The sequence below is a fragment of the Lactobacillus kullabergensis genome, assembly GCF_000967195.1.
GTDB classification, from domain to species: Bacteria; Bacillota; Bacilli; order Lactobacillales; family Lactobacillaceae; genus Lactobacillus; species Lactobacillus kullabergensis.
In genome coordinates this window covers 1,215,817-1,236,754 of sequence record NZ_KQ033871.1, presented here as the reverse complement: position 1 = coordinate 1,236,754, position 20,938 = coordinate 1,215,817, and the positions used below count along the sequence as shown (strand labels likewise).

Sequence of the window (20,938 nt, the reverse complement as noted above, 5' to 3'; positions counted from 1 at the left end):
GCTTCAACTCCAATTAGGATGAAAATAATTTTGGGGATTATTTTTGTCCTTTTTGCTACGTTAATTGGACAACTGGCATATTTGCAAATAGGCTATGGTTCTCGTTTTAAGGCTGAAGTGCAAAAATCTAATTCTGCTGTAGTTTCAAGTCAAGTTCCTCGCGGAGTTATGTATGACAGCAAAGGGCGCGTATTGGTAGGAAATAGAGCTAAGAATGCTATTACCTATACCAAAAGTGTTTCTACTACAAGTGAAGATATTTATTCAATTTCAAATTCTCTTAGCCAATATATTTCAATTAAAGACGAAAAACCGACACAGCAGCAAGTAATTGATTATTATTTGGCTAATAAAAATAATAGTGCTAAGGAAGCCGCTAAAGTTCCTAAATCAGTGAGAGCAACACAGGATGATAATTTAATTAATAAAAGAATCCAAGAGCAAGTTAGTGCTGAACATGTTAAATTAAGTGCACGTGAAAAAACAGCGGCTTTAATTTACAATAAGATTTCAGGGGCGTACACTCTTTCTACCATTTATATTAAAAATAATCACTTAACAGATAAAGAAATTGCGGAAGTAGGCGAACATCTTTCTGATTTGCCCGGTGTAGGCATTGGTACTGATTGGCAACGTTCTTATCCTAATGGTTCATCGATTCGCAGCATTATTGGTTCTGTATCAACTGAAAAAGCTGGCTTGCCTAGTGATAATTTACAATATTATTTAACTAACGGCTATTCTAGAAATGACAGAGTAGGTACTTCATATTTGGAAGAAAAATATGAACCACTGCTAAAAGGAACGAAAGCCACAAGTAAAGTTTGGACTAAAAATTCAGGCGATATTGAACAATCGAAATCGGTTTATTCTGGTCAAGCTGGTGCAAGTTTGGTTTTAACGCTTGATGCTAAATATCAAAAAGAGGTTCAAAGTTCATTAGAAAATATCTATGCGTCAGCTGTTGGTTCAGGAGCGGCTCGCTATTCAAATGGAGCTTATGCTGTTGCCATGAATCCCAAAACTGGTGCGATTTTGGCTATTGCTGGTATTAGTCGTGACCCAAAGAAGAATAAAACTACTAATAACGCATTAGGGGTAATTAATCAGTCTTTTGTAATGGGGTCAGCTGTTAAAGGCGCAATGGTAGGTGGAGGATTGATTAATAAGGTAATCACTCCCACAAATAATGTAATGCCTGATACACCGGTTTACTTGCCCAGTACTCCTGTTAAAAAGTCTGTTTATCCAATAGGTACTTTTGGAGCCCTTGATGCAGAAACGGCACTTGAAGTTTCAAGTAATATTTACATGATGCATTTAGCAATGAAATGGGTTAAAGCTTCATATGTTCCTAAAACAAAAATTTATATGCCACAAACGGCGTTTGAACCTTTACGACATAATTTTAATATGTTTGGATTAGGTCAAAAAACTGGCATTGACTTACCGGGAGAAATTTCCGGAATTCAGGGCAAATCATTTAATGATCAAGGATTGGTTCTTTCAGGTTCTGTGTTAGACCTGTCTTATGGTAACTATGATGCTTATACTTTAATTCAAATGGTTCAGTACGTTTCTACGATTGCAAATGGTGGCTATAGAATGCAGCCTTATGTGGTGCAGTCAATTGGACGAACTTCAAATAACGGCAAAAAAGTTTATGTAGATTATAATAAAAAACCAGAAGTTCAATTACGTATACCCTGGACATCAGATGAGCTGAATATTGTCAAACAAGGTTTTTGGCGCGTTGTTCATGGTACAAATTCTTGGGGTACAGCGCATAAACTAAAAAATGTAAAGCCTTCTATTTCCGGCAAATCGGGAACTGCTCAAACATTTTATTACGATCCTGATAATCCTAACCAAAAAAATCCACCTGAGCTGGTTAATGCTACTTTTGTTGGCTATGCGCCATCAAATAATCCTGAAATAGCAACAGCGGTAATATTTCCAGGACTTGATCCTGAACATGAAGGTTCATATACACTACAAATGACTAAAGCAATGGTGCAGGATTACTTTAAATTACATAAAAAATAGAATTTTGTGAATATTACTGGTAATAATAAAGGAAAAATGCTAAGATAATACAGTCAGAATAAAAGCGTAGGTGGTGAAAGAAATGGCAGATAACATCATTTTGGAATGCACCGAATGTGGCGATAGAAGTTACTTATCTAAGAAAAACAAGCGTAAGCATCCGGAACGTTTAAGTTTGAAGAAGTATTGCCCAGTCGAAAGACATACTACTCTTCATCGTGAAACTAAGTAATTAACCAATATGGCAGGAGCCTATGCTCCTGCTATTTTTTATATGGAAGAATCATGACAAAATCAAAAAAAGAAATTAGAAAACAACAAGTAGAAAAACTAAGCAATTTTGCGGAAACACCTCTAAAAAGCACTGAAGATCAGACTCTGCTTAAAAATATTATGAATTCTGATTTGCTTAGCAACTGCCAAAGCGTAGGGATAACATCTTCTCTAACTTATGAGGTAGATACTTCAGGACTAATTGCACAGTTATGGGATCTAGGAAAGGATGTTTATTTAGCTCGCGCTAACGATAACAGTGAACGTTCCCAAGATTTCATTTATTATAGTTACATGACTAAGTTAACTAAGTCTAAATTTGGTGTAGAAGAAGTAAGTGAGCCGGATGCTCAGATTAATAATGAACTTGACTTAATTATTGTCCCCGGATTAGCTTTTGCTTTGGATTCGCATCAACGTTTAGGATTTGGCGGTGGTTATTATGATCGCTTTTTGGCAAAACATCCTAGTTCAAAGACGGTAGCTTTGGTCAATTCAAAGATGATTTTTAAAACTGCAGCGTGGAAAATAGAAGCAACTGATGTTCCAATTCAAACAATTATCACTCCTGAATCAATTTTATCGAAATAACTGAGGCTATTATGAACCAGCGACAAAACCTGAAAAATTGTTATATAACTATCAGTATTCTAGTTATTCTTTTTTTAGTCTTTTTAATTGAAACTGCAATAGGCGGCTCCGAAAATATCTACGTTCTAATGAAATTGGGAGCTATGAAAAATGATGCTATTGTTATAGGTAACCAGTGGTGGCGTTTGTTTACCGCGCAATTCCTTCATATTGGAATTATGCACTTAATATCAAATGCAGTGATGATCTATTATCTGGGAGTTTATATGGAAACAATAATAGGTCATTGGCGTTTTTTAGCTATTTATTTGCTTTCAGGCATTGGCGGAAATCTCTTAAGCTTGGCTTGGGGAAACGATAACGCTATTAGTGCTGGTGCTTCAACTGCTTTGTTTGGACTTTTTGGTGCAATGACTGCTGTTGCATTGCAAAATCGTGCTAATCCGATTCTTGTTTATTTAGGTAGGCAATCTTTTTGGCTGGCACTGATTAATATTGTGCTTGATCTTTTTGCTCCTAATATCGATATCCCAGGACATATTGGCGGTTTTATAACCGGATTTTTAATTGCTGTGATTTTGGGTGAAAGAAACTTAAGAAAGTATTCAATGAAAATGCGTGTTGTTGCAGTATGTGCTCTAATAATTTATTGTGTGGCAGCTGTCAGAATGGGTATGGTAATCAACTTATAATGAAAACTCTGTATGATGTACAACAGCTTTTGGAAAAATACGGCATTTTTGTCCATGTAGGAAAAAGAATTTGGGACATTGAGCTAATGGCTCTTGAACTAGATAATATCAACCGTTCACATTTAATCGATAAGCATGATTATTTAGTTGCAAAAATAATACTGCGCCGTGAATATGAATATGAAGAACGCAGAAATAAAAATAAGCATGGCTCTTAAGCTACATTAAGAGTATATTGTTTTTAGAAACTTTTAAGTAGGAGAAATACAATTTATGTCAACTTTTTTAGTTATTCTAGATGCGGTTTTAATTATAATAATTTTAGCCTTTGTTGCAGTTTGGTTATGGAATAAAATACAGACTAAGCGCTTGGGCGGTGGAGACTTGTCCAATGATGAATTTAATAAGGGAATGCGTAAAGCACAGGTTGTAGATTTACGTGAAAAAGAACCTTTCAAAAGAAAACATATTGATGGTGCCAGAAACTTACCTTATACAATGCTTAAATATCAATATACTGAATTAAGGTCCGATCTTCCGGTTTACCTATACTCTGATTCTTTATCAGTTACCCTGCGAGCTGCCAGATTTCTACAGAAAAAGAACTTTTCATCTATTAAGTGGTTAAAAAATGGTTTTGATGAATGGAATGGTCGTACTAAGAAGTCCAAATATTAAATAGAAAACATGTTTGTTAATTTTTCAAACGTGTTTTTTCTATATTATTTATTGAATGAGGGAAAAAGATGCAGAAAGTTTTGGCAATAGTGGGACCAACGGCAATTGGAAAAACCTCTTTGGCAATTCAGCTTGCTCAAAAAGTAAATGCTGAAATAATTTCGGGTGATTCAATGCAGGTTTATAAAGAGGTGGCTATTGGAACAGCGAAAGCAACTCCAACAGAGCAAACCGCTATTCGGCATTATCTTGTTGATACTCAATCAGTTTTTGAGCCTTATTCTGTGATAGATTTTATTGAACAGGCGGAAAAAGCTATTGAGAAAATCAGTGCCCAAAGTAAGCTGCCACTTTTAGTAGGTGGTACTGGTTTTTATGTTAATGCACTTTTAAACAAAATGAAATTAGGAGAACCGTCTCGCCAAGAATCAGTGACAACGAAAAAATGGGAAAACTTTTTGCAGGAACATGGTAAAAATGAATTGTGGGCAGAGTTAGACAAGCGAGATCCAGAAGCCGCTCAAAAAATTCCATCAAATAACTCTCGCCGTGTTTTACGGGCGCTGACAGTAATTGAACGTACAGGAAAAAAGTTTTCACAACAGCAGAAAAAAATAAAGGCAAGATATGATTACCTCATTATTGGTCTCAATTCAGATCGTGCTAAAATCTACCGTAGAATTGATTTGCGTGTTGATCAGATGATGGAACAAGGCTTGCTTGAAGAAGCAAAATTTGTTTATCAAAATCGTGCTCAAGAATATACAATCCTGCAGGCTATTGGTTATAAAGAGTTGTTTCCTTATTTTGCAAAACAAGATAACCTTGAAAATTGCGTTTCAAATTTAAAAACAGCTTCAAGAAGATATGCTAAGAGGCAGCTGACGTATTTTCGTCATCAATTACCTGTCACTTGGTTTGATCCGCTTAAAGATCCGAATTGTTTAAATAAAATTACACAGAAAGTTGAGGTTTGGTTAAATGAATAACTGGCCAAATGAATTAAATGAAATAGTAGCAGAAACTGACAAACAGATAGCGCCGCAATTAGCAAAAATTGATCAAAATATTCTATTTAATCAAAATAAAGTTTTACAAGCTTTTAAAGACAAAGCTGTTGCTGAATCTGATTTAATTGGCAGTACTGGGTACGGGTCAGATGACAGCGGGCGAGATAAGCTAGATCGTATTTACGCACAGATATTTAACACTGAGGATGCCTTAGTCCGTTCACAGTTTGTTTCTGGTACTCATACTTTGGCTACTGCAATGGCAGGAAATTTGCTGCCAGGTGATGAACTAATCTATTTAACTGGTATGCCTTATGATACATTGCAACAAGTTATTGGAATTGCCGGTAATGGTCGTGGTAGCTTGAAACAATATGGTGTTAAGTTTTCTCACGTTAATTTGTTATCTGATGGCAGTGTTGATTTTGCTTCTGCACGAAAGCTGTTAAAAGAACATCAACCTAAAATGGTTGTCATTCAGCGTTCACGAGGCTACAATACCAGACCAAGTTTTACAGTGGCAAAAATCAAGCCAATGATTAAAATGATCAGGGAAGTTTCGCCGAAAAGTATAGTTTTTGTTGATAACTGTTACGGAGAATTTTCTGAGCAACATGAACCTACTGAATATGGTGCTGATATAATGGCTGGCTCATTAATTAAGAATGCTGGTGGTGGACTGGCAAAAATAGGTGGTTATGTTGTTGGTAAGCACGAATTGATTGAAAACACTGCGGCAAGACTTACGGCCGGTGGTATTGGTCGCGAAGAAGGAGCCAGCTTAAATAATAATCTTGATTATTTTGAGGGCCTTTTTGTGTCACCGAGTGTTACCGGCAATGCTATTAAAGGTGCAATTTACTCATCAGCTTTATTAGAAAAGATGGGATTAGAGGTTTCACCTAAATGGAATGATGAAAGAACTGACTTAATTCAAACAGTGATTTTTCATGATAAAGACAAAATGATCAGATTTGCTAAAACTTTACAGGAAAACTCACCAATTAATTCATTTGTTGATCCTATTCCGAGTAATGATACTGGATATGAAGATCAAGTGATTATGGCTGATGGTTCATTTATTGAAGGTGCAAGTATTGAGTTTTCTGGAGATGGTCCAATTAGACCGCCTTATGCTCTATATATGCAAGGTGGATTAACCTATGCTCATGTGAAAATAGCGATCACAAATGCAGTTAATGAATTATTTTTTCAAAATTAATCAAGGATATTTATAAAAGTAAAGTAAAAGTTTGGTAAAGTTTTAATATTTTTTGTTAGACCACTTTACAAGTTTTTAAACATTTGCTAATCTAAAATCTAGTTTTAAACGAGAAACAAATTTCTAGTTTAGACTGTACCAATTATTGTGTGATTTTTTAGGTGGAGAAGCATGACAAAGAAAATTTCAGCAGATGACATAAGAAAAAGTGTCAAAGAAGAAGATGTCAGATTTATTAGATTGGCTTTCACAGATATCAATGGAACGCTAAAAGCAGTTGAAGTTCCAAATAGTCAGTTAGACAAGGTTTTAGAAAATGACGTACGCTTTGATGGTTCTTCAATTGATGGATTTGTTCGTTTGGAAGAAAGTGATATGATATTATATCCAGATTTTTCCACCTGGTCCGTTTTGCCTTGGAGTGACAGCACAGGTGGTAAAATTGGTTGCTTAACTTGTTCCGTTCATACTACTGATGGTGAGCCTTTCGCAGGTGATCCACGGAATAATCTTAAAAGAGTTATAGGTCAAATGAAAGAATTGGGCTTTACCGCTTTTGACATTGGTTTTGAAGCCGAGTTTCATTTACTTAAACTTGATGAAAATGGTAATTGGACTACTCAAGTTCCAGACCATGCATCATATTTTGATTTGACTTCAAACGATGAAAGTGCAAGTTGTCGCCGAGATATTGTTGAAACTTTGGAAAGCATTGGATTTGAAGTGGAAGCTGCTCACCATGAAGTAGGAGATGGCCAGCAGGAAATTGATTTCAGATTCGATGATGCGTTGACAACTGCTGATCGTGTGCAAACTTTTAAAATGATTGTGCGTGAGATAGCTAAAAGACATGGCTTATTTGCTACATTTATGGCTAAGCCCTTGCAAGGTCAAGCTGGCAACGGGATGCATACCAACATGTCTTTATTCAAAGGTAATAAAAATGCATTTTATGATAAAAATAATAAATATCATTTATCTAAGACTGCTTTGTACTTTTTAAATGGCATTTTGGAGCATGCACGAGCAATTACGGCAGTGGGAAATCCAACTGTTAACTCATATAAGCGCTTAATCCCCGGTTTTGAGGCACCAGTATATATTTCTTGGGCTTCAAAGAATCGTTCACCTATGGTTAGGGTACCTTCTGCAGGGGAATTAAATACTCGACTTGAAATGCGTTCTGCTGATCCTACAGCTAACCCTTATTTACTTTTAGCCGCATGTTTAAGTGCAGGGATGGCTGGAATTAAGGAAGAAAAGATGCCTATGGACCCAGTCACCTGCAACTTATTTGATTTAAGTGAAGAACAACTTAATGAAATGGGAATCAAACCTCTTCCTTCTACATTGCACAATGCATTAAAAGCTTTTAAGAAAGATAAATTAATTCAAAATGCTTTAGGAAAACATTTAACTCAGAGCTTTATTGATTCTAAAGAGTTAGAATGGTCGCAATACACTCAAACTGTTTCTGATTGGGAAAGAAATCGTTATATGGGCTACTAAACCAATCTGGATGATAGTAGTATTTTTAAATCTGTATATTTTTGTTTTGAAGAAATAACTTTTAAGAAAATAAAAAACACGTTGATTACTTTCCTTTAAAAGTTTTTAATAGATTTTTAAAATAGTTTTGATGTCAAGCTGTAAATCGGCTTGACATTTTAATTTTAGAAACGTTTTTAACATAGCCCAATTCGTCTTTAGTTACTTTTAACTCAGATAAAAATAATTAATCTTCTCCTGAAACAAATCTAAATAAGATTTTTAAACAGATTACCGGAAAGTTGCTGGTAAAAAATTTTAACTTAATGCACAGACCTATTGGTAAATCTAATGTAAAGAAAGCTGTTACCGCTGCCAATGACCTAGGTACTGAAGGAGATATAGTCGTGATAAGGATATCTCTTTACAATACTAAAATAGTTACATTTTTGTAAAAATACATTAATTTAATCAAAAACTATCTTTTCTAATTGCATAGCAACTATAATATGTTGTATTTCTAGGTATTAGTGATATTGAAAGAAAAATTAAATTAAAATCTATCTGTTTTTAGTCCAAATGCCAAGCATATGAGTAAAAAGAAGCTTTGCTCTATTAATAAACTTAAACAGTGTTTCAAGGTGGGCAGTTTTATGCCATATTTAAGAAAGATTGATTACAAATATTTTTGAATTTGCTAATTTCATGAGTTAATTTTTAAAATTTTAAAAGTGCTAACTAAATTCTGAATTAATAACAAATTATCAATTCTGGTAAACCATTGCTAAGTAATTATTTTCAAAATGTTATTTCTAAATTAATATAAATAAAATAAAAGTTAATAAGATATAAAGCCAGACGGCTACGCTTTCAAAAAAATAAATAATATTTAAATTTTTTTATTTAAATATAATATTATTACTGTTATTTGTAATAAAAATACTTTTTTAATAATCCTCATTAAAAAAGTATTTTTTATTTTATAGATGCTTCACAATCATTATGAACTGTGTTATTTAAATATTATACAGATACTTTTATACTGTTTTATAATAAAAACATATTTTTTAAAATTAAATAATTTATTGACAATTATAGCCACGTTTATTAGGATTATACTATATAATAATATTAACCATATATTTTATGTTTTAGGAGGTAATGTTATTTTAAATAATTCAGGAAAATTGTATGAAAAAATATTTTTCTTCATTAGCTTAAAGAAAGGAAGGGTTATGAAATAAAAAGCAACTTCAATATAATAATCAATTGAGGTTGCTTAAGATACTGTTAAGAATAAATTTAAAAAATTTGTAAATATGCTAAAAATAAAATTTACCCTTAACGTAAAATTGTGGTGAGATAATTAGTTAAGGCTAATCAAACTCACTACTAGATTTAATGATACCACAGAAAAAAGTTTATAGTTATTCAAATTTATGTCATAAATGAACTTAAAAAAATAATTGTAAACATGTAGATTTAATTTAAAATTTCTATGGATAAATATCTTAAAATCACATATACACTAACTTAAAGGTTGTACGGAAATTTCATACAACCTTTTTTGGTCAAACTGTATAACTTTAGAAGGAATGTCTAGCATTATGTATAGCCCCTAGTCAAATGCTATCGCATGGTTGACAACTAAAATGTTTTTTAGTTAATTTTATTATTCGAATATGTCAACTTTTAAGTGATATGATAAATAAGTTAGGTTTTGAATAAGTGAGGTAAAAATGACAAAAGAAAAGGCAATTTATACTAAAGATGTCATACTAGTTATGGCAGCTTCATTCTTTTTTATGTTTAGTACTATGTTTGTGAACCCTCTGATTAACGGCTATGCTAAAAGTTTGGGAGCTAGTAGTGGTTTTGCTGGCTTGATTGTGGGAATTATGAGTATAGCAGCAATGTTTTTGCGACCGATTGCAGGTAATTTGACGGATAAATTTTCGAAATACCGTTTATCTTTTATCGGAGGAATTCTCATAGTGGTCGGTGTAACTGGCTACGTAATAGCACCAGCAAGCAATTGGCTGCTCCTTTTTCGTTTAATTAACGGCTCAGGTTATGTTCTTTGCACCGTTTGCATGACGACTTGGCTTGCCTTTTTGGTACCACGTGCTCACGTTGGTCAGGCAATGGGATTTTATGGTCTGATGAATGCACTTGCGATGGCTGTTGCTCCAGCGCTTGCTATTAGTACTTACCAAAAAACAGGATACAGAATTGCTATCATTGCTTCTGCTGTTTCGGCCGTTTTAATGGTCATTATAATTCAATTTGTTGGCAATAAGGCTAAACCAAAAGAAGTTAAACAATTAGAAAAGAAAAAATCATTTTTGCATCTTAAAATTATTCAAAAAAACGTATTGCCTATAGCAATGCTCACTACTTTATTTGCATTTCCTTATTTTGCCACACAAGCCGATCTCGTTACTTACGTTGAAGAGCGTCATTTGAGTGTAAATGTAGGCTCCTATTTTTTAATTTATGCTGTTGTACTATTGCTTATTCGAATAGTTTTAAAAAATCTCTTTGATACTGTTAAATTTGGCACTTGGTTTTGGGTTAGTGTTGCTGCCACCCTTATTTACCTAATTTTGCTGGCAACAATGAAAAATAACTGGATAATGGCTCTCGCAGCTGCTTTTATGGCTATTGGCTATGGTTTAATGTATTCAGTTTTACAGTCAACTGCAATGCTATTGGCTCCCATAAGCGAACAAGGTTTAGCAAGTAGCACGTTTTACTTAGGACTTGACATTGGTATGGCGTTTGGTCCAATAATCATGGGATTTATAAATGACTTATTACCAGTCAAATGCTTTTATTTAGTGCAGTTAATTTTAATACCTTTCATGATATTGATCTATTTCCATTATCGTGTTCGTCTGAATGGTGCAATTAGACATCATTAACCTTTTTTCAAATAAAAGAAAAACTGACTAATCTTGTTTTAGTAAAAGATTAGTCAGTTTTTAATAACTAATAAAATGATCGGCTTTGTTTTTTATTGGAATTTTTTACCCCATTCCCAAGGATCTTCGTGCCATGTCTTTAAAGCTTCATATTCTGTTGAAGTTATATATTTCATCTCTTTTTCTTTTTGCAGTAGTTCAGGATATGTTAACAAAGGACTGTAATCAACTTTAGCTTGAGCAAAGTTAGCTTTAGTATCTTTTAAATAATACGTAAATATTGAGCTCACGCCGATTACATTGCCGCCTTCTTTTTCAGTTGCTTTCACTGCATTAATAACTGAGCCACCAGTGGTAATTAAATCGTCGATTAGTACAATTTGATCGTTGTTATTAAAAAGACCTTCAATTTGTTTACCCTTACCATGATCTTTTGGCTTTGGGCGTACATAAATCATTGGCAAATTCAGTTTGTCAGCCACCCATGCTGCATGGGGAATACCCGCCGTAGCAACTCCCCCAATCACGCTTACATCTGGATACTTTTCTTTAATAAGACCTGCTAAATCTGAAGCAATCCAGTCACGCAAGTCTGGATAAGAAACAGTTAATCTTAAATCAGTATAAATGGGAGATAACATACCACTTGCATAAGTGAATGGTTTGTCAGGGGATATTGTAATAATTTTTTTATCAACTAACTTATTAATAATTTGATCTTGATGCATTTTACTCAAACTCCTTTTTAATTTCTCGATAAACTAAAGCAGGATCTTCAGCCTGCGTAATTGGTCGACCCACTACAAGAGCACTTGAACCAAATTCTTTAGCCTTTTGTGGCGTGGCTATACGCTTTTGATCATCAGTGATATTGTCTACTAACCTAATTCCGGGCGTGACGTATAAAAAATCAGATCCTACTTTTGCTTTAAGATTTTTCACTTCAAGTGGTGAGCAGATTACACCATCTGCTCCAGCTTTTTTTGCAGTTTGTGCCAGACTAACTACTTGCTCTGCCATTGATAATGAACAGTTTTGTTCATTTGCCAAAATTTTTTCTGAAATAGAGGTCAATTCTGTAACTGCTAGTAATTTGGGAGTTTCATTTCCAGCAGGTGTGCCATCTATCAACCCTTTTTTTGCCGCTAAAATCATTTCACTTCCGCCCAAAGCATGTACTGTTGTGCAGAAAATACCTAACTGAGCAATCTGTCTTGCAGCTTGATAAACTGTATTGGGAATATCATGTAATTTAAGATCTAAAAAAATCTGATATCCTTGTTTTACTAAACTCTTTACAAATTCTGATCCATAATGATAATAAAGTTCCATACCAATCTTTAAGTATGTTTCTTGGGGCTGTCCCAATTTTGCTAGTAATTCATGAACCTTATTTTGGCTGTCAAAGTCCAAAGCTACAAACACTGCTTTTTCCATTAAAAACCTCCACAAAAAAAGTCTATTCTGGTACGAGAGTGCATCAAAATAGACCTTTTATATTTAATTTAAGTCATGTTTTTAACTTGCGGTCTCTCTGTACCGTTTAAAGTTTATCAATAATGAGATTACCATTTTTATTTATAAAATACAATAAAATTTTGTTTTTAAAAAGTAAAGAAATTGTGTAAAATATATCCAAAAATAATTGTACTGACAGTGAGCTTACATTTTTGGAGGGTAATATGACAAACATCAGTGTAAAATTGCCTGGATTTACTTTAAAAAACCCGGTGATGCCGGCTAGTGGTACTTTCGGCTTCGGGGATGTACCAGCAGCAAAAAAATTTGACTTGAACGAACTGGGAGCGCTAGTTATTAAAACTGCTACTCCGAATTCGCGTTTAGGAAATCCGCAACCACAAATTGCAGTTTTAGATAACGGTGTATTAAATTCAGTTGGTTTGACCAATCCCGGGATTGATAAAGTTATAAGCGAAAAGTTAACTAATTTAAAAAAGCAATATCCAGCACTACCGATAATTGCCAGTGTAGGCGGTGAAAGTGAAGAAGGCTACATTGAAGTTGCTCAAAAACTGTCAGATTCAAAAATGGTTACTGCTCTTGAAATTAATGTTTCTTGCCCCAATGTGGCTCAAGGTGGAATGTCATTTGGCGTTCACCCAAAAGTTGTGGAAAAGCTAACTGCAGAAATAAAAAATACAGTTGATTTGCCCGTTTTTGTAAAATTAACACCTAATGTAACTGATATAGTGGCATTAGCGCAGGCAGCTGAAGCTGGTGGAGCGGATGGTTTATCCTTAATAAATACTGTAACTGGGATGAGAATTAACATAAAGACCCGCAAACCTCTTCTAGGAAATAATTTTGGTGGTTACTCTGGTTCTGCAGTGAAGCCCATTGCCTTATATCAGATTAATCAGGTAAGACGGGTTACTAATTTGCCAATTATCGGTATGGGTGGAATTGCATCTGCTGAAGATGTGATTGAATTTATGCTTGCTGGAGCTAACGCTGTTGCTGTAGGTAGTGCCCATTTTAAAGACCCTTTAGCTTGCCTTCATATTGTCCATGACTTACCGCAGGTTTTGGATAATTTAGGTGTCAATGATATTAATGATTTGGTGGGTCAAGTTGAATATAATTAAAAAACTAACATCAGCAATATCCAACTTTACTATTGACAATTTGAATTTGAAACAGTATATTTAAACAGATGTCCTTTAAAATTAGTCCCGTGAGGCTAGCAAGGAAAGCTCAATTAAGTATTGACTTTTACAAAGCATTTAGTCTCAAATAGATTAAGTGCTTTTTTCATGGGCAATGTACTATAGGAGAAAAAAATGACAAAAGAAATTTGGGACGCCTCAGCAATGAAAAGAGCGTTGACAAGAATTACTTATGAAATCATTGAACGAAATAAGGGCACGGAGAATTTGGTTCTGGTAGGAATAAAAACTCGTGGTGTATATTTAGCTCAACGCATTCATGATCGTATTCAGAAGCTTGAAGGTGTTGATGTTCCACTTGGCCAACTTGATATTACCTTATATCGTGATGATCGTCATGATGCAACATTAAAATTAGATCCCGTTGTTAATTCGAGTGAACTTGGTGTTGAAATTAGCAATAAACACGTGATATTAGTAGACGATGTGATTTTTACTGGTAGAACAATCAGAGCGGCAATGGATGCTTTAATGGATAAAGGCAGACCTAGTTCAATTGCCGTTGCTGCTTTGGTTGACCGTGGTCATCGCGAACTTCCAATTCGAGCAGATTTTGTTGGTAAAAACATTCCAACTTCATCACATGAAGAGATAGCTGTTCATGTAGAAGAAATTGATAATAAAGACAATGTGGAATTAAAACCATTGCCACAATAAAAAATTAATTCAACCGTTTAATTGGCTCCAGAGAGGGTCAGAAGGGTTTGAGTTCATTTTATTGAGTCTCTAACTATACTAAAAACCCTTTTGCTAAACCTGGAGCTGAAAAGCTTTAGGTTTATTTTTTTGGAAGAGAGTAAAAATGAAAAATATTAATCTGGTTACCCTAAAATCATTTGTAAGTGTCGAAAACTTAACAGTTGAAGAAGTAATGGCGCTTATTGAAAGAGCAGAGTTCTTTAAAAAAGGTGGTGCCCGTCCACACCTAACAAACCCAGTTTTTGTCACAAACATGTTTTTTGAAAATTCTAGCAGAACTCACACGAGTTTTGAAATGGCAGAAAGAAAATTAGGATTAAGCGTAATACCATTTGACCCTGCTCACAGTTCAACTAAAAAAGGGGAAACGCTTTATGATACTTCGCTTATTATGGCAGCTCTTGGGATTGATCTTGAAGTTATCAGGCATACTGAAAATGAATACTATAACCAACTGATACATCCCAAACAAAACCAACATCTTGATATTGGTGTCATCAATGCAGGAGATGGTAGCGGTCAGCACCCATCACAATGTATGCTTGACATGATGACAATTCATGAGCATTTTGGCCATTTTAAGGGTCTTAAAGTAGCTATCGTAGGAGATATTACTAATTCGCGAGTTGCTAAAAGTAATATGGAACTTTTGACCAGACTGGGAGCCAAGGTTTATTTCTCTGGTCCTGATTATTGGTATGACAAACAATACGATAAGTATGGTGAATATAAGCCCATTGATGACTTGATAAATCAAATGGACGTGATGATGTTGTTAAGAGTGCAGCATGAACGACACGCAGGTGATCCTAACGAAGCAAATTTTGACGCCAAAAGCTACCATGAAAAATTTGGTATTAATCAAAAAAGGTATGAGCAAATGAAAGATGATGCTATTATCATGCACCCAGGTCCCATTAATCATGATGTTGAACTTAGCGGTGACTTAGTTGAAGCTCCAAAGTGTCGGTTTGTAAGGCAAATGGAAAATGGCGTTTTTATGAGAATGGCAATGATTGAAGCAGTTATGCGTGGTCGCAAATTAGGGGGATTGTCTTGATGACAACTGTGATTAAAAATGGCTATATTTATACTGATGGAGAAATAGTACATGGTGACCTTTTAATTAAAAATGGCCTAATTTCTGCAATTGGTATTGGTTTAAAAGCAGAAAATATAATTGATGCTAAAAATCAATTAGTAAGCCCAGGACTTGTTGATGTACATGTTCATTACAGAGATCCTGGACAAACTGATAAAGAAAATGTCAGAACCGGTTCGCTGGCAGCAGCACATGGTGGTTTCACTACTGTTTGCGCAATGCCGAATGTAGTACCGGTACCCAATACGCCAAAGCTGATGGGTAAAATGGTGAAAAACAACTGTGAAAATGGTTTAATTCATGTTTTGCAATATGCACCAATTACAGTTAATGAAGATACTAATGAAATTCCTGATTATGCCGCTCTAAAAAAAGCTGGCTGCGTTGCACTGAGCAATGATGGCAAAGGTGTGCAGAATGCGCACACGATGTATCTGGCAATGCAAAAGGCACAAGCTAATAATTTAATTATTGCCGAACATGCTCAAGATGATTCGTTGTTCAATCAAGGCGTGATAAATGAAGGTAGAAAAGCAAGTGAATTTAATTTAGCTCCGATTACTGAATTAGCTGAAACTACTCAAATTGCCCGAGATTTATTATTGGCGCAAAAGACTGGCGTTCATTACCATGTTTGCCATGTTTCTACTAAAAAAAGTGTTGAATTGATCAGAATTGCTAAAAGCAAAGGTATTAATGTTACCTGCGAAGTTGCTCCTCATCATCTTCTATTAGGAGAAGAAAATATTATTAGTGATAATGCTAACTTTAAAATGAATCCGCCTTTGAGAACCAAAGCAGATCAAGAAGCACTTATAGCTGGATTGCTTGATGGCACAATTGACATGATAGCTACTGATCATGCACCTCATACTGCAAGTGATAAACAAAATGGTTTTGCTGAGGCTGCATTTGGTATTGTTGGCAGTGAAACGGCTTTTTGCGAACTTTACACTAAATTTGTTAAAACTGGTATTTTTACTCTGGAGCAGTTAATAAATTGGCTCACTTTGGCTCCCGCCACAGCTTTTGGATTAACAAAAGCTGGAAAAATAGCTTTAGGTCAACCGGCAGATATTGCAATTTTCGATCTTCATAAAAAAGAAGCTATTAATGCAGCTAATTTTAAGTCTAAAGGGAAAAATACTCCTTTTAATAATGATGCAGTTTACGGTCAAACAGTTTTAACAATGGTTGACGGCCAGATTGTTTTTCAAAGTGAGGAAAGTAAATGAGATATTTAATTTTAGAAGATGGCAGTGTATATGCTGGCGAAGGCTTTGGTGGAAGCCAAACCACTAAAGGCGAAGTAGTCTTCACCACCGGAATGACAGGTTATCAAGAGGCTATTACAGATCAATCATATGCAGATCAAATTTTAGTTTTTACTAACCCATTAATTGGCAATTATGGGATCACACTGGCAGATTATGAGTCACTCGAACCAGGCATAAAAGGAGTGATTTGCCATGAAGTGGCACGTCATCCTGATAATTGGCGCATGCAAACTACTTTACCAGATTTTTTAAAGGGATTAGATGTGCCTGGTATTCAAGGAATAGATACCAGAAAATTGGTTAAAAAATTACGCGCCCACGGCACAATGAAGGGTCAAATTTGTGATTCTAGGGAGAAAGCTGCCGAAATTGCAGAGCAGTTAAAAGCAAGTCAGCTTTCAAAGGGCGTAGTTAAGAGAGTTGCGACTACAAAATCTTATCCTGTACCAGGCTCAAAGCGCAATATTGTTGTAGTCGATTTTGGCTTAAAAAACAGCATCTTGCGTGAATTAAGCCAACGAGATTGCAACTGTATCGTTTTGCCTTATACTACATCAGCTGAAAAAATTTTATCTCTTCATCCGGACGGCGTTTTGCTCTCTAATGGACCTGGAGATCCTCTAGAAATGAAAGGCGCCGTTAAAATGGTTCAAGAAGTGGAAAAGCAGATCCCACTAATGGGAATTTGCATGGGTCACCAGGTTTTTGCTCTGGCTAATGGTGCAAAAACTTACAAAATGAAATTTGGTCATCGCGGATTTAATCACCCTGTACGTGAAATTGCCACAAGTAACATTGGGTTTACTTCTCAAAATCATGGCTATGCTGTTAGTCGGGATTCAATTGATTCTGATAATTTAATGATTACACATGTTGAAGTTAATGATGGGACTGTAGAAGGTTTGCGGCATAAGAAATATCCTGCTTTTTCCGTGCAATTTCATCCTGATAGTACACCGGGCCCGCACGATGAAGAAGGCATCTTTGATTACTTTATGCAAATGATTGACCAAAGAAAGGACGTTGAAAATCATGCCTAAAAGAACTGATATTAAAAAAATAATGGTAATTGGTTCAGGCCCAATTATTATTGGCCAAGCGGCAGAATTTGATTATTCGGGCACGCAAGCATGCCTTGCACTGCGTGAAGAAGGCTATGAAGTGGTGCTGGTCAATTCTAATCCTGCAACAATTATGACCGATACTTCAATAGCTGATAAGGTTTATATTGAACCGTTAACTGTGGAATCTGTATCGCGTATTATCCGTAAGGAATTTCCTGATGCAATTTTGCCAACTTTAGGTGGTCAAGTGGGTTTGAATATGGCCTTATCATTAGCTAAAAGTGGTATTTTAGATGAACTGAACATCGAATTATTGGGAACAAAGCTTGATTCAATTGAACAGGCAGAAGACAGAGAAAAGTTTAAAGAGCTCTGTCAAAAATTAGGGGAGCCTGTGCCACCATCAACTAGTGTTAAGACAGTGCAAGAAGCATTAGATTTTGGAGATAAGATTGGTTATCCCATAATCGTGCGTCCAGCTTTCACTATGGGTGGAACCGGCGGCGGTATTTGTAATGACAGGGATGAACTAGCTAAAATTGCTAAAAACGGTTTGGAATTGTCACCAGTTACCGAATGCTTAATTGAGCGTTCAATTGCAGGATATAAAGAAATTGAATTTGAAGTCATGAGAGATCATGACGATAATGCCATGATTGTCTGCTGTATGGAGAACTTTGATCCTGTCGGTATCCATACGGGAGATTCAATTGTTTTTTCACCGTCTCAGACATTATCTGATAAAGAATATCAGATGTTGCGCGACTGTTCTTTAAAACTTATTCGGGCGTTAAAAATTGAAGGTGGCTGCAACGTTCAGTTAGCCCTAGATCCGAATAGTTTTAATTACGATGTCATTGAGGTTAATCCGCGTGTTTCCCGTTCTTCTGCCTTGGCTTCAAAGGCCACGGGTTACCCCATTGCTAAGATGGCTGCTAAAATCGCTGTGGGTCTGACTTTAGATGAAATTAAAAATCCGGTAACAGGCACTACATTTGCCGAATTTGAACCAGCTCTGGATTATGTTGTTTGCAAAATACCACGCTGGCCCTTTGATAAATTTGCCAAAGCAAATCGTGAACTTGGCACACAAATGAAAGCGACTGGAGAAGTCATGGCTATAGGCAGAACAGCTGAAGAAGCCTTTCAAAAAGCTGTTCGCTCTTTGGAAATTGACCAAAAAGACTTTTATTCAGCTGAAGCTCATGATGCAAGTGATGAAGAACTGGAAAATAAACTGGTTAAAGCTCAAGATGATCGTCTCTTTTATTTAGCGGAGGCTTTTCGCAGAGACTATGCAATGTCAGACTTACATGAATTAACCAAAATTAATTTCTATTTTCTAGATATTGTTAAGCATATTGTTGATTTAGAAAAAACTATTGCGGCTAATCCAATTGATCTGGCTGTGCTCAAAAATGCTAAGAAATACGGCTTTAGTGACCATACTATCGCCAATTTATGGCATGAGGATGAAGACCAAGTGCGAGATCTGCGCAAGCAGAACCATTTAGTGCCGGTTTATAAAATGGTAGATACTTGTGCTGGAGAATTTATCTCACAAACTCCTTATTTCTATTCTACTTACGATACCGAAAATGAGAGTCGGAAGAATAGTAAAAAATCAGTTTTAGTTGTTGGTTCAGGACCTATCAGGATTGGTCAAGGTGTGGAATTTGACTACGCCACTGTACATTGCGTCAAAGCACTACAAAAGATGGGTTATGAAGCTATTGTCATTAATTCGAATCCTGAAACCGTTTCAACCGACTTTTCGGTGTCAGATAAATTATACTTTGAGCCACTAACCTTAGAAGATGTGTTGAATATTTGTGATCTGGAACAACCTGAAGGCGTCATTATTCAGTTTGGAGGCCAAACTTCAATTAATTTAGCTGCTGGCCTAGAAAAACATGGTGTCAAGATTTTAGGTACCAGTGTAGAAGACCTCAATCGGGCTGAAGATCGCGAATTATTTGATCAAGTAGTAAAAGAATTGGGCTTAAAGCAACCGCAAGGAATTACGACTACTACACATGATGGTGTTATCAAAGCAGCAGACAAGTTGGGGTATCCGGTTTTAGTCAGACCGAGTTATGTTTTGGGTGGAAAAGCCATGGAAATTGTTTATAATCAGCCAGAACTTGAAGACTACTTGCAAAATCACGTGGATATCGCCAGCAGTCATCCTATTTTAGTTGATGATTATCTTGATGGGCGTGAGTGTGATGTTGATGCCATCTGTGATGGTAAAAGAGTGCTAATTCCCGGAATAATGGAACATATTGAGCATGCCGGAGTTCACTCAGGAGATTCAATGGCAGTTTATCCCGCTCAAACTTTTTCTCCTGCAATTAAACAAAAAATAGCTGACATCACAAAGAAGTTAGCATTAAAGCTTAATTGTCGCGGAATAATGAATTTGCAGTTAATTGAGCGCGATGGTGAAATTTATATTATTGAGGTCAATCCTCGTGCTAGTCGTACTGTACCATTCTTAAGTAAAATTACGTCTATTGAAATGGCGCAAGTAGCAACAAGAGTAATTATGGGTGAAAGTTTACAAAAGCAGGGTTATGATGATGGCCTGGCACCAGAAACTAAAATGATTAGTGTTAAAGCCCCAGTATTTTCATTTAGCAAGCTTTCTGATGTTGACAGCTACTTAGGGCCAGAAATGAAGTCAACTGGTGAAGTTATGGGTAGTGATTTGAGTTTTCCTAAGGCACTTTACAAGGCCTTTTCAGGTGCAAACATGCAGATCCCTGACAGCGGCAATATTTTATTGACAATCGAAGATCGTGATAAACAAGAAATTTTGCCCATTGCCAAAAGATTCGCCCAAATTGGCTATAGGATTTTTGCTACCAGTGGTACAGCGAGCTTTTTAAAACAAAATCATTTGCATATTGCTTTAGTGGATAAAATTCATGAAGATACTGACACAAACATTCTAAATGAATTAAAAGACGGCAAAATCGACTTGGTAATCAACACTATGGGACATGATTTGGCTAAAACTTCTGACGGCTTTGTCATTCGTCAAACAGCTATTCAGCAAAACATTCCGCTAATTACCAGTTTGGATACTGCACGTGCATTGCTAACTGCATTAGAAAACAGGTCGTTTGCTACAATAAACATAAAATAGAATTTTTTAATTTAATTTTAAAAAGCAACTGTGT

The 20,938-nt window shown here is 35.6% G+C and carries 18 protein-coding genes; 16 read left to right on the top strand and 2 right to left on the bottom strand.

Features of this window, described 5'->3' with window-relative positions; genetic code table 11:
• Positions 1 to 18: 18 nt before the first annotated feature.
• The 10 genes from JF76_RS06310 to JF76_RS06270 all read left to right on the top strand — a co-directional run bounded on the left by JF76_RS06310 (position 19) and on the right by JF76_RS06270 (position 10,924).
• Complete coding sequence (locus JF76_RS06310; RefSeq protein ID WP_379854444.1) at positions 19 to 2,046, top strand: peptidoglycan D,D-transpeptidase FtsI family protein; 2,028 nt, start codon at positions 19 to 21, stop codon at positions 2,044 to 2,046.
• An 82-nt stretch (positions 2,047 to 2,128) separates the two neighbouring features.
• The gene (gene rpmG / locus JF76_RS10105; RefSeq protein ID WP_081945351.1) at positions 2,129 to 2,278 is read left to right on the top strand and encodes a 50S ribosomal protein L33; all 150 of its coding nucleotides are present in this window, start codon (positions 2,129 to 2,131) and stop codon (positions 2,276 to 2,278) included.
• A gap of 53 nt (positions 2,279 to 2,331) precedes the next feature.
• A complete protein-coding gene (locus JF76_RS06305; protein WP_045928294.1) occupies positions 2,332 to 2,910 on the top strand; it encodes a 5-formyltetrahydrofolate cyclo-ligase in 579 nt (192 codons plus the stop codon).
• Positions 2,911 to 2,921: 11 nt separating this feature from the next.
• Positions 2,922 to 3,602, top strand: a complete 681-nt coding sequence (locus JF76_RS06300) for a rhomboid family intramembrane serine protease (protein WP_045928293.1) — start codon at positions 2,922 to 2,924, stop codon at positions 3,600 to 3,602.
• Complete coding sequence (locus JF76_RS06295; RefSeq protein ID WP_034980203.1) at positions 3,602 to 3,820, top strand: YqgQ family protein; 219 nt, start codon at positions 3,602 to 3,604, stop codon at positions 3,818 to 3,820. Before JF76_RS06300 ends, JF76_RS06295 begins: the two co-directional genes overlap by 1 nt.
• A gap of 55 nt (positions 3,821 to 3,875) precedes the next feature.
• Positions 3,876 to 4,280 (top strand): rhodanese-like domain-containing protein, encoded by a 405-nt coding sequence (locus JF76_RS06290; RefSeq protein WP_034980205.1) that lies wholly within the window; start codon positions 3,876 to 3,878, stop codon positions 4,278 to 4,280.
• A gap of 68 nt (positions 4,281 to 4,348) precedes the next feature.
• Entirely contained in the window at positions 4,349 to 5,269 is a 921-nt protein-coding gene (gene miaA / locus JF76_RS06285) for a tRNA (adenosine(37)-N6)-dimethylallyltransferase MiaA (RefSeq protein WP_045928292.1), read from the top strand.
• The gene (locus JF76_RS06280; protein ID WP_045928291.1) at positions 5,262 to 6,512 is read left to right on the top strand and encodes a methionine gamma-lyase family protein; all 1,251 of its coding nucleotides are present in this window, start codon (positions 5,262 to 5,264) and stop codon (positions 6,510 to 6,512) included. The genes miaA and JF76_RS06280 overlap by 8 nt, the downstream gene beginning before the upstream one ends.
• Positions 6,513 to 6,683: 171 nt before the next feature.
• Positions 6,684 to 8,021 carry a type I glutamate--ammonia ligase gene (gene glnA / locus JF76_RS06275; RefSeq protein WP_045928290.1) on the top strand — a complete coding sequence of 446 codons (1,338 nt, stop codon included), beginning with the start codon at positions 6,684 to 6,686 and terminating at the stop codon, positions 8,019 to 8,021.
• A gap of 1,718 nt (positions 8,022 to 9,739) precedes the next feature.
• Positions 9,740 to 10,924 carry an MFS transporter gene (locus JF76_RS06270; RefSeq protein WP_045928289.1) on the top strand — a complete coding sequence of 395 codons (1,185 nt, stop codon included), beginning with the start codon at positions 9,740 to 9,742 and terminating at the stop codon, positions 10,922 to 10,924.
• Positions 10,925 to 11,016: 92 nt separating this feature from the next.
• Here the strand turns inward: JF76_RS06270 and pyrE are convergent, their stop codons facing one another.
• Both pyrE and pyrF read right to left on the bottom strand, forming a co-directional pair.
• Positions 11,017 to 11,652 carry an orotate phosphoribosyltransferase gene (gene pyrE / locus JF76_RS06265; RefSeq protein WP_045928288.1) on the bottom strand — a complete coding sequence of 212 codons (636 nt, stop codon included), beginning with the start codon at positions 11,650 to 11,652 and terminating at the stop codon, positions 11,017 to 11,019.
• A 1-nt stretch (position 11,653) separates the two neighbouring features.
• Positions 11,654 to 12,361, bottom strand: coding sequence for an orotidine-5'-phosphate decarboxylase (gene pyrF, locus JF76_RS06260; RefSeq protein ID WP_045928287.1), 708 nt, complete (start codon positions 12,359 to 12,361; stop codon positions 11,654 to 11,656).
• 245 nt (positions 12,362 to 12,606) lie between these two features.
• On the opposite strand from pyrF, the gene JF76_RS06255 reads away from it, so the two are divergent.
• The 6 genes from JF76_RS06255 to carB all read left to right on the top strand — a co-directional run bounded on the left by JF76_RS06255 (position 12,607) and on the right by carB (position 20,904).
• Complete coding sequence (locus tag JF76_RS06255) at positions 12,607 to 13,530, top strand: dihydroorotate dehydrogenase (RefSeq protein WP_045928286.1); 924 nt, start codon at positions 12,607 to 12,609, stop codon at positions 13,528 to 13,530.
• 195 nt (positions 13,531 to 13,725) lie between these two features.
• Complete coding sequence (pyrR, locus tag JF76_RS06250; protein ID WP_045928285.1) at positions 13,726 to 14,268, top strand: bifunctional pyr operon transcriptional regulator/uracil phosphoribosyltransferase PyrR; 543 nt, start codon at positions 13,726 to 13,728, stop codon at positions 14,266 to 14,268.
• Positions 14,269 to 14,413: 145 nt separating this feature from the next.
• Positions 14,414 to 15,370, top strand: a complete 957-nt coding sequence (locus JF76_RS06245) for an aspartate carbamoyltransferase catalytic subunit (RefSeq protein ID WP_045928284.1) — start codon at positions 14,414 to 14,416, stop codon at positions 15,368 to 15,370.
• Positions 15,370 to 16,647, top strand: a complete 1,278-nt coding sequence (locus tag JF76_RS06240) for a dihydroorotase (RefSeq protein ID WP_045928283.1) — start codon at positions 15,370 to 15,372, stop codon at positions 16,645 to 16,647. The genes JF76_RS06245 and JF76_RS06240 overlap by 1 nt, the downstream gene beginning before the upstream one ends.
• Positions 16,644 to 17,729, top strand: coding sequence for a carbamoyl phosphate synthase small subunit (locus tag JF76_RS06235; RefSeq protein ID WP_045928282.1), 1,086 nt, complete (start codon positions 16,644 to 16,646; stop codon positions 17,727 to 17,729). Before JF76_RS06240 ends, JF76_RS06235 begins: the two co-directional genes overlap by 4 nt.
• Entirely contained in the window at positions 17,722 to 20,904 is a 3,183-nt protein-coding gene (carB, locus tag JF76_RS06230) for a carbamoyl-phosphate synthase large subunit (protein ID WP_045928281.1), read from the top strand. Before JF76_RS06235 ends, carB begins: the two co-directional genes overlap by 8 nt.
• Positions 20,905 to 20,938: the final 34 nt, after the last annotated feature.

What these genes read in the sequence shown, in the direction of transcription:
- JF76_RS06255 (WP_045928286.1), top strand. Translation starts at nt 12,607, where the DNA reads ATGACAAACATCAGTGTAAAATTGCCTGGATTTACTTTAAAAAACCCG.
- JF76_RS06300 (WP_045928293.1), top strand. Translation starts at nt 2,922, where the DNA reads ATGAACCAGCGACAAAACCTGAAAAATTGTTATATAACTATCAGTATT.
- JF76_RS06240 (WP_045928283.1), top strand. Translation starts at nt 15,370, where the DNA reads ATGACAACTGTGATTAAAAATGGCTATATTTATACTGATGGAGAAATA.
- pyrR (WP_045928285.1), top strand. Translation starts at nt 13,726, where the DNA reads ATGACAAAAGAAATTTGGGACGCCTCAGCAATGAAAAGAGCGTTGACA.
- pyrE (WP_045928288.1), bottom strand. Translation starts at nt 11,652, where the DNA reads ATGCATCAAGATCAAATTATTAATAAGTTAGTTGATAAAAAAATTATT.
- JF76_RS06305 (WP_045928294.1), top strand. Translation starts at nt 2,332, where the DNA reads ATGACAAAATCAAAAAAAGAAATTAGAAAACAACAAGTAGAAAAACTA.
- pyrF (WP_045928287.1), bottom strand. Translation starts at nt 12,361, where the DNA reads ATGGAAAAAGCAGTGTTTGTAGCTTTGGACTTTGACAGCCAAAATAAG.
- carB (WP_045928281.1), top strand. Translation starts at nt 17,722, where the DNA reads ATGCCTAAAAGAACTGATATTAAAAAAATAATGGTAATTGGTTCAGGC.
- JF76_RS06290 (WP_034980205.1), top strand. Translation starts at nt 3,876, where the DNA reads ATGTCAACTTTTTTAGTTATTCTAGATGCGGTTTTAATTATAATAATT.
- JF76_RS06245 (WP_045928284.1), top strand. Translation starts at nt 14,414, where the DNA reads ATGAAAAATATTAATCTGGTTACCCTAAAATCATTTGTAAGTGTCGAA.
- JF76_RS06235 (WP_045928282.1), top strand. Translation starts at nt 16,644, where the DNA reads ATGAGATATTTAATTTTAGAAGATGGCAGTGTATATGCTGGCGAAGGC.
- JF76_RS06310 (WP_379854444.1), top strand. Translation starts at nt 19, where the DNA reads ATGAAAATAATTTTGGGGATTATTTTTGTCCTTTTTGCTACGTTAATT.
- glnA (WP_045928290.1), top strand. Translation starts at nt 6,684, where the DNA reads ATGACAAAGAAAATTTCAGCAGATGACATAAGAAAAAGTGTCAAAGAA.
- rpmG (WP_081945351.1), top strand. Translation starts at nt 2,129, where the DNA reads ATGGCAGATAACATCATTTTGGAATGCACCGAATGTGGCGATAGAAGT.
- miaA (WP_045928292.1), top strand. Translation starts at nt 4,349, where the DNA reads ATGCAGAAAGTTTTGGCAATAGTGGGACCAACGGCAATTGGAAAAACC.
- JF76_RS06295 (WP_034980203.1), top strand. Translation starts at nt 3,602, where the DNA reads ATGAAAACTCTGTATGATGTACAACAGCTTTTGGAAAAATACGGCATT.
- JF76_RS06270 (WP_045928289.1), top strand. Translation starts at nt 9,740, where the DNA reads ATGACAAAAGAAAAGGCAATTTATACTAAAGATGTCATACTAGTTATG.
- JF76_RS06280 (WP_045928291.1), top strand. Translation starts at nt 5,262, where the DNA reads ATGAATAACTGGCCAAATGAATTAAATGAAATAGTAGCAGAAACTGAC.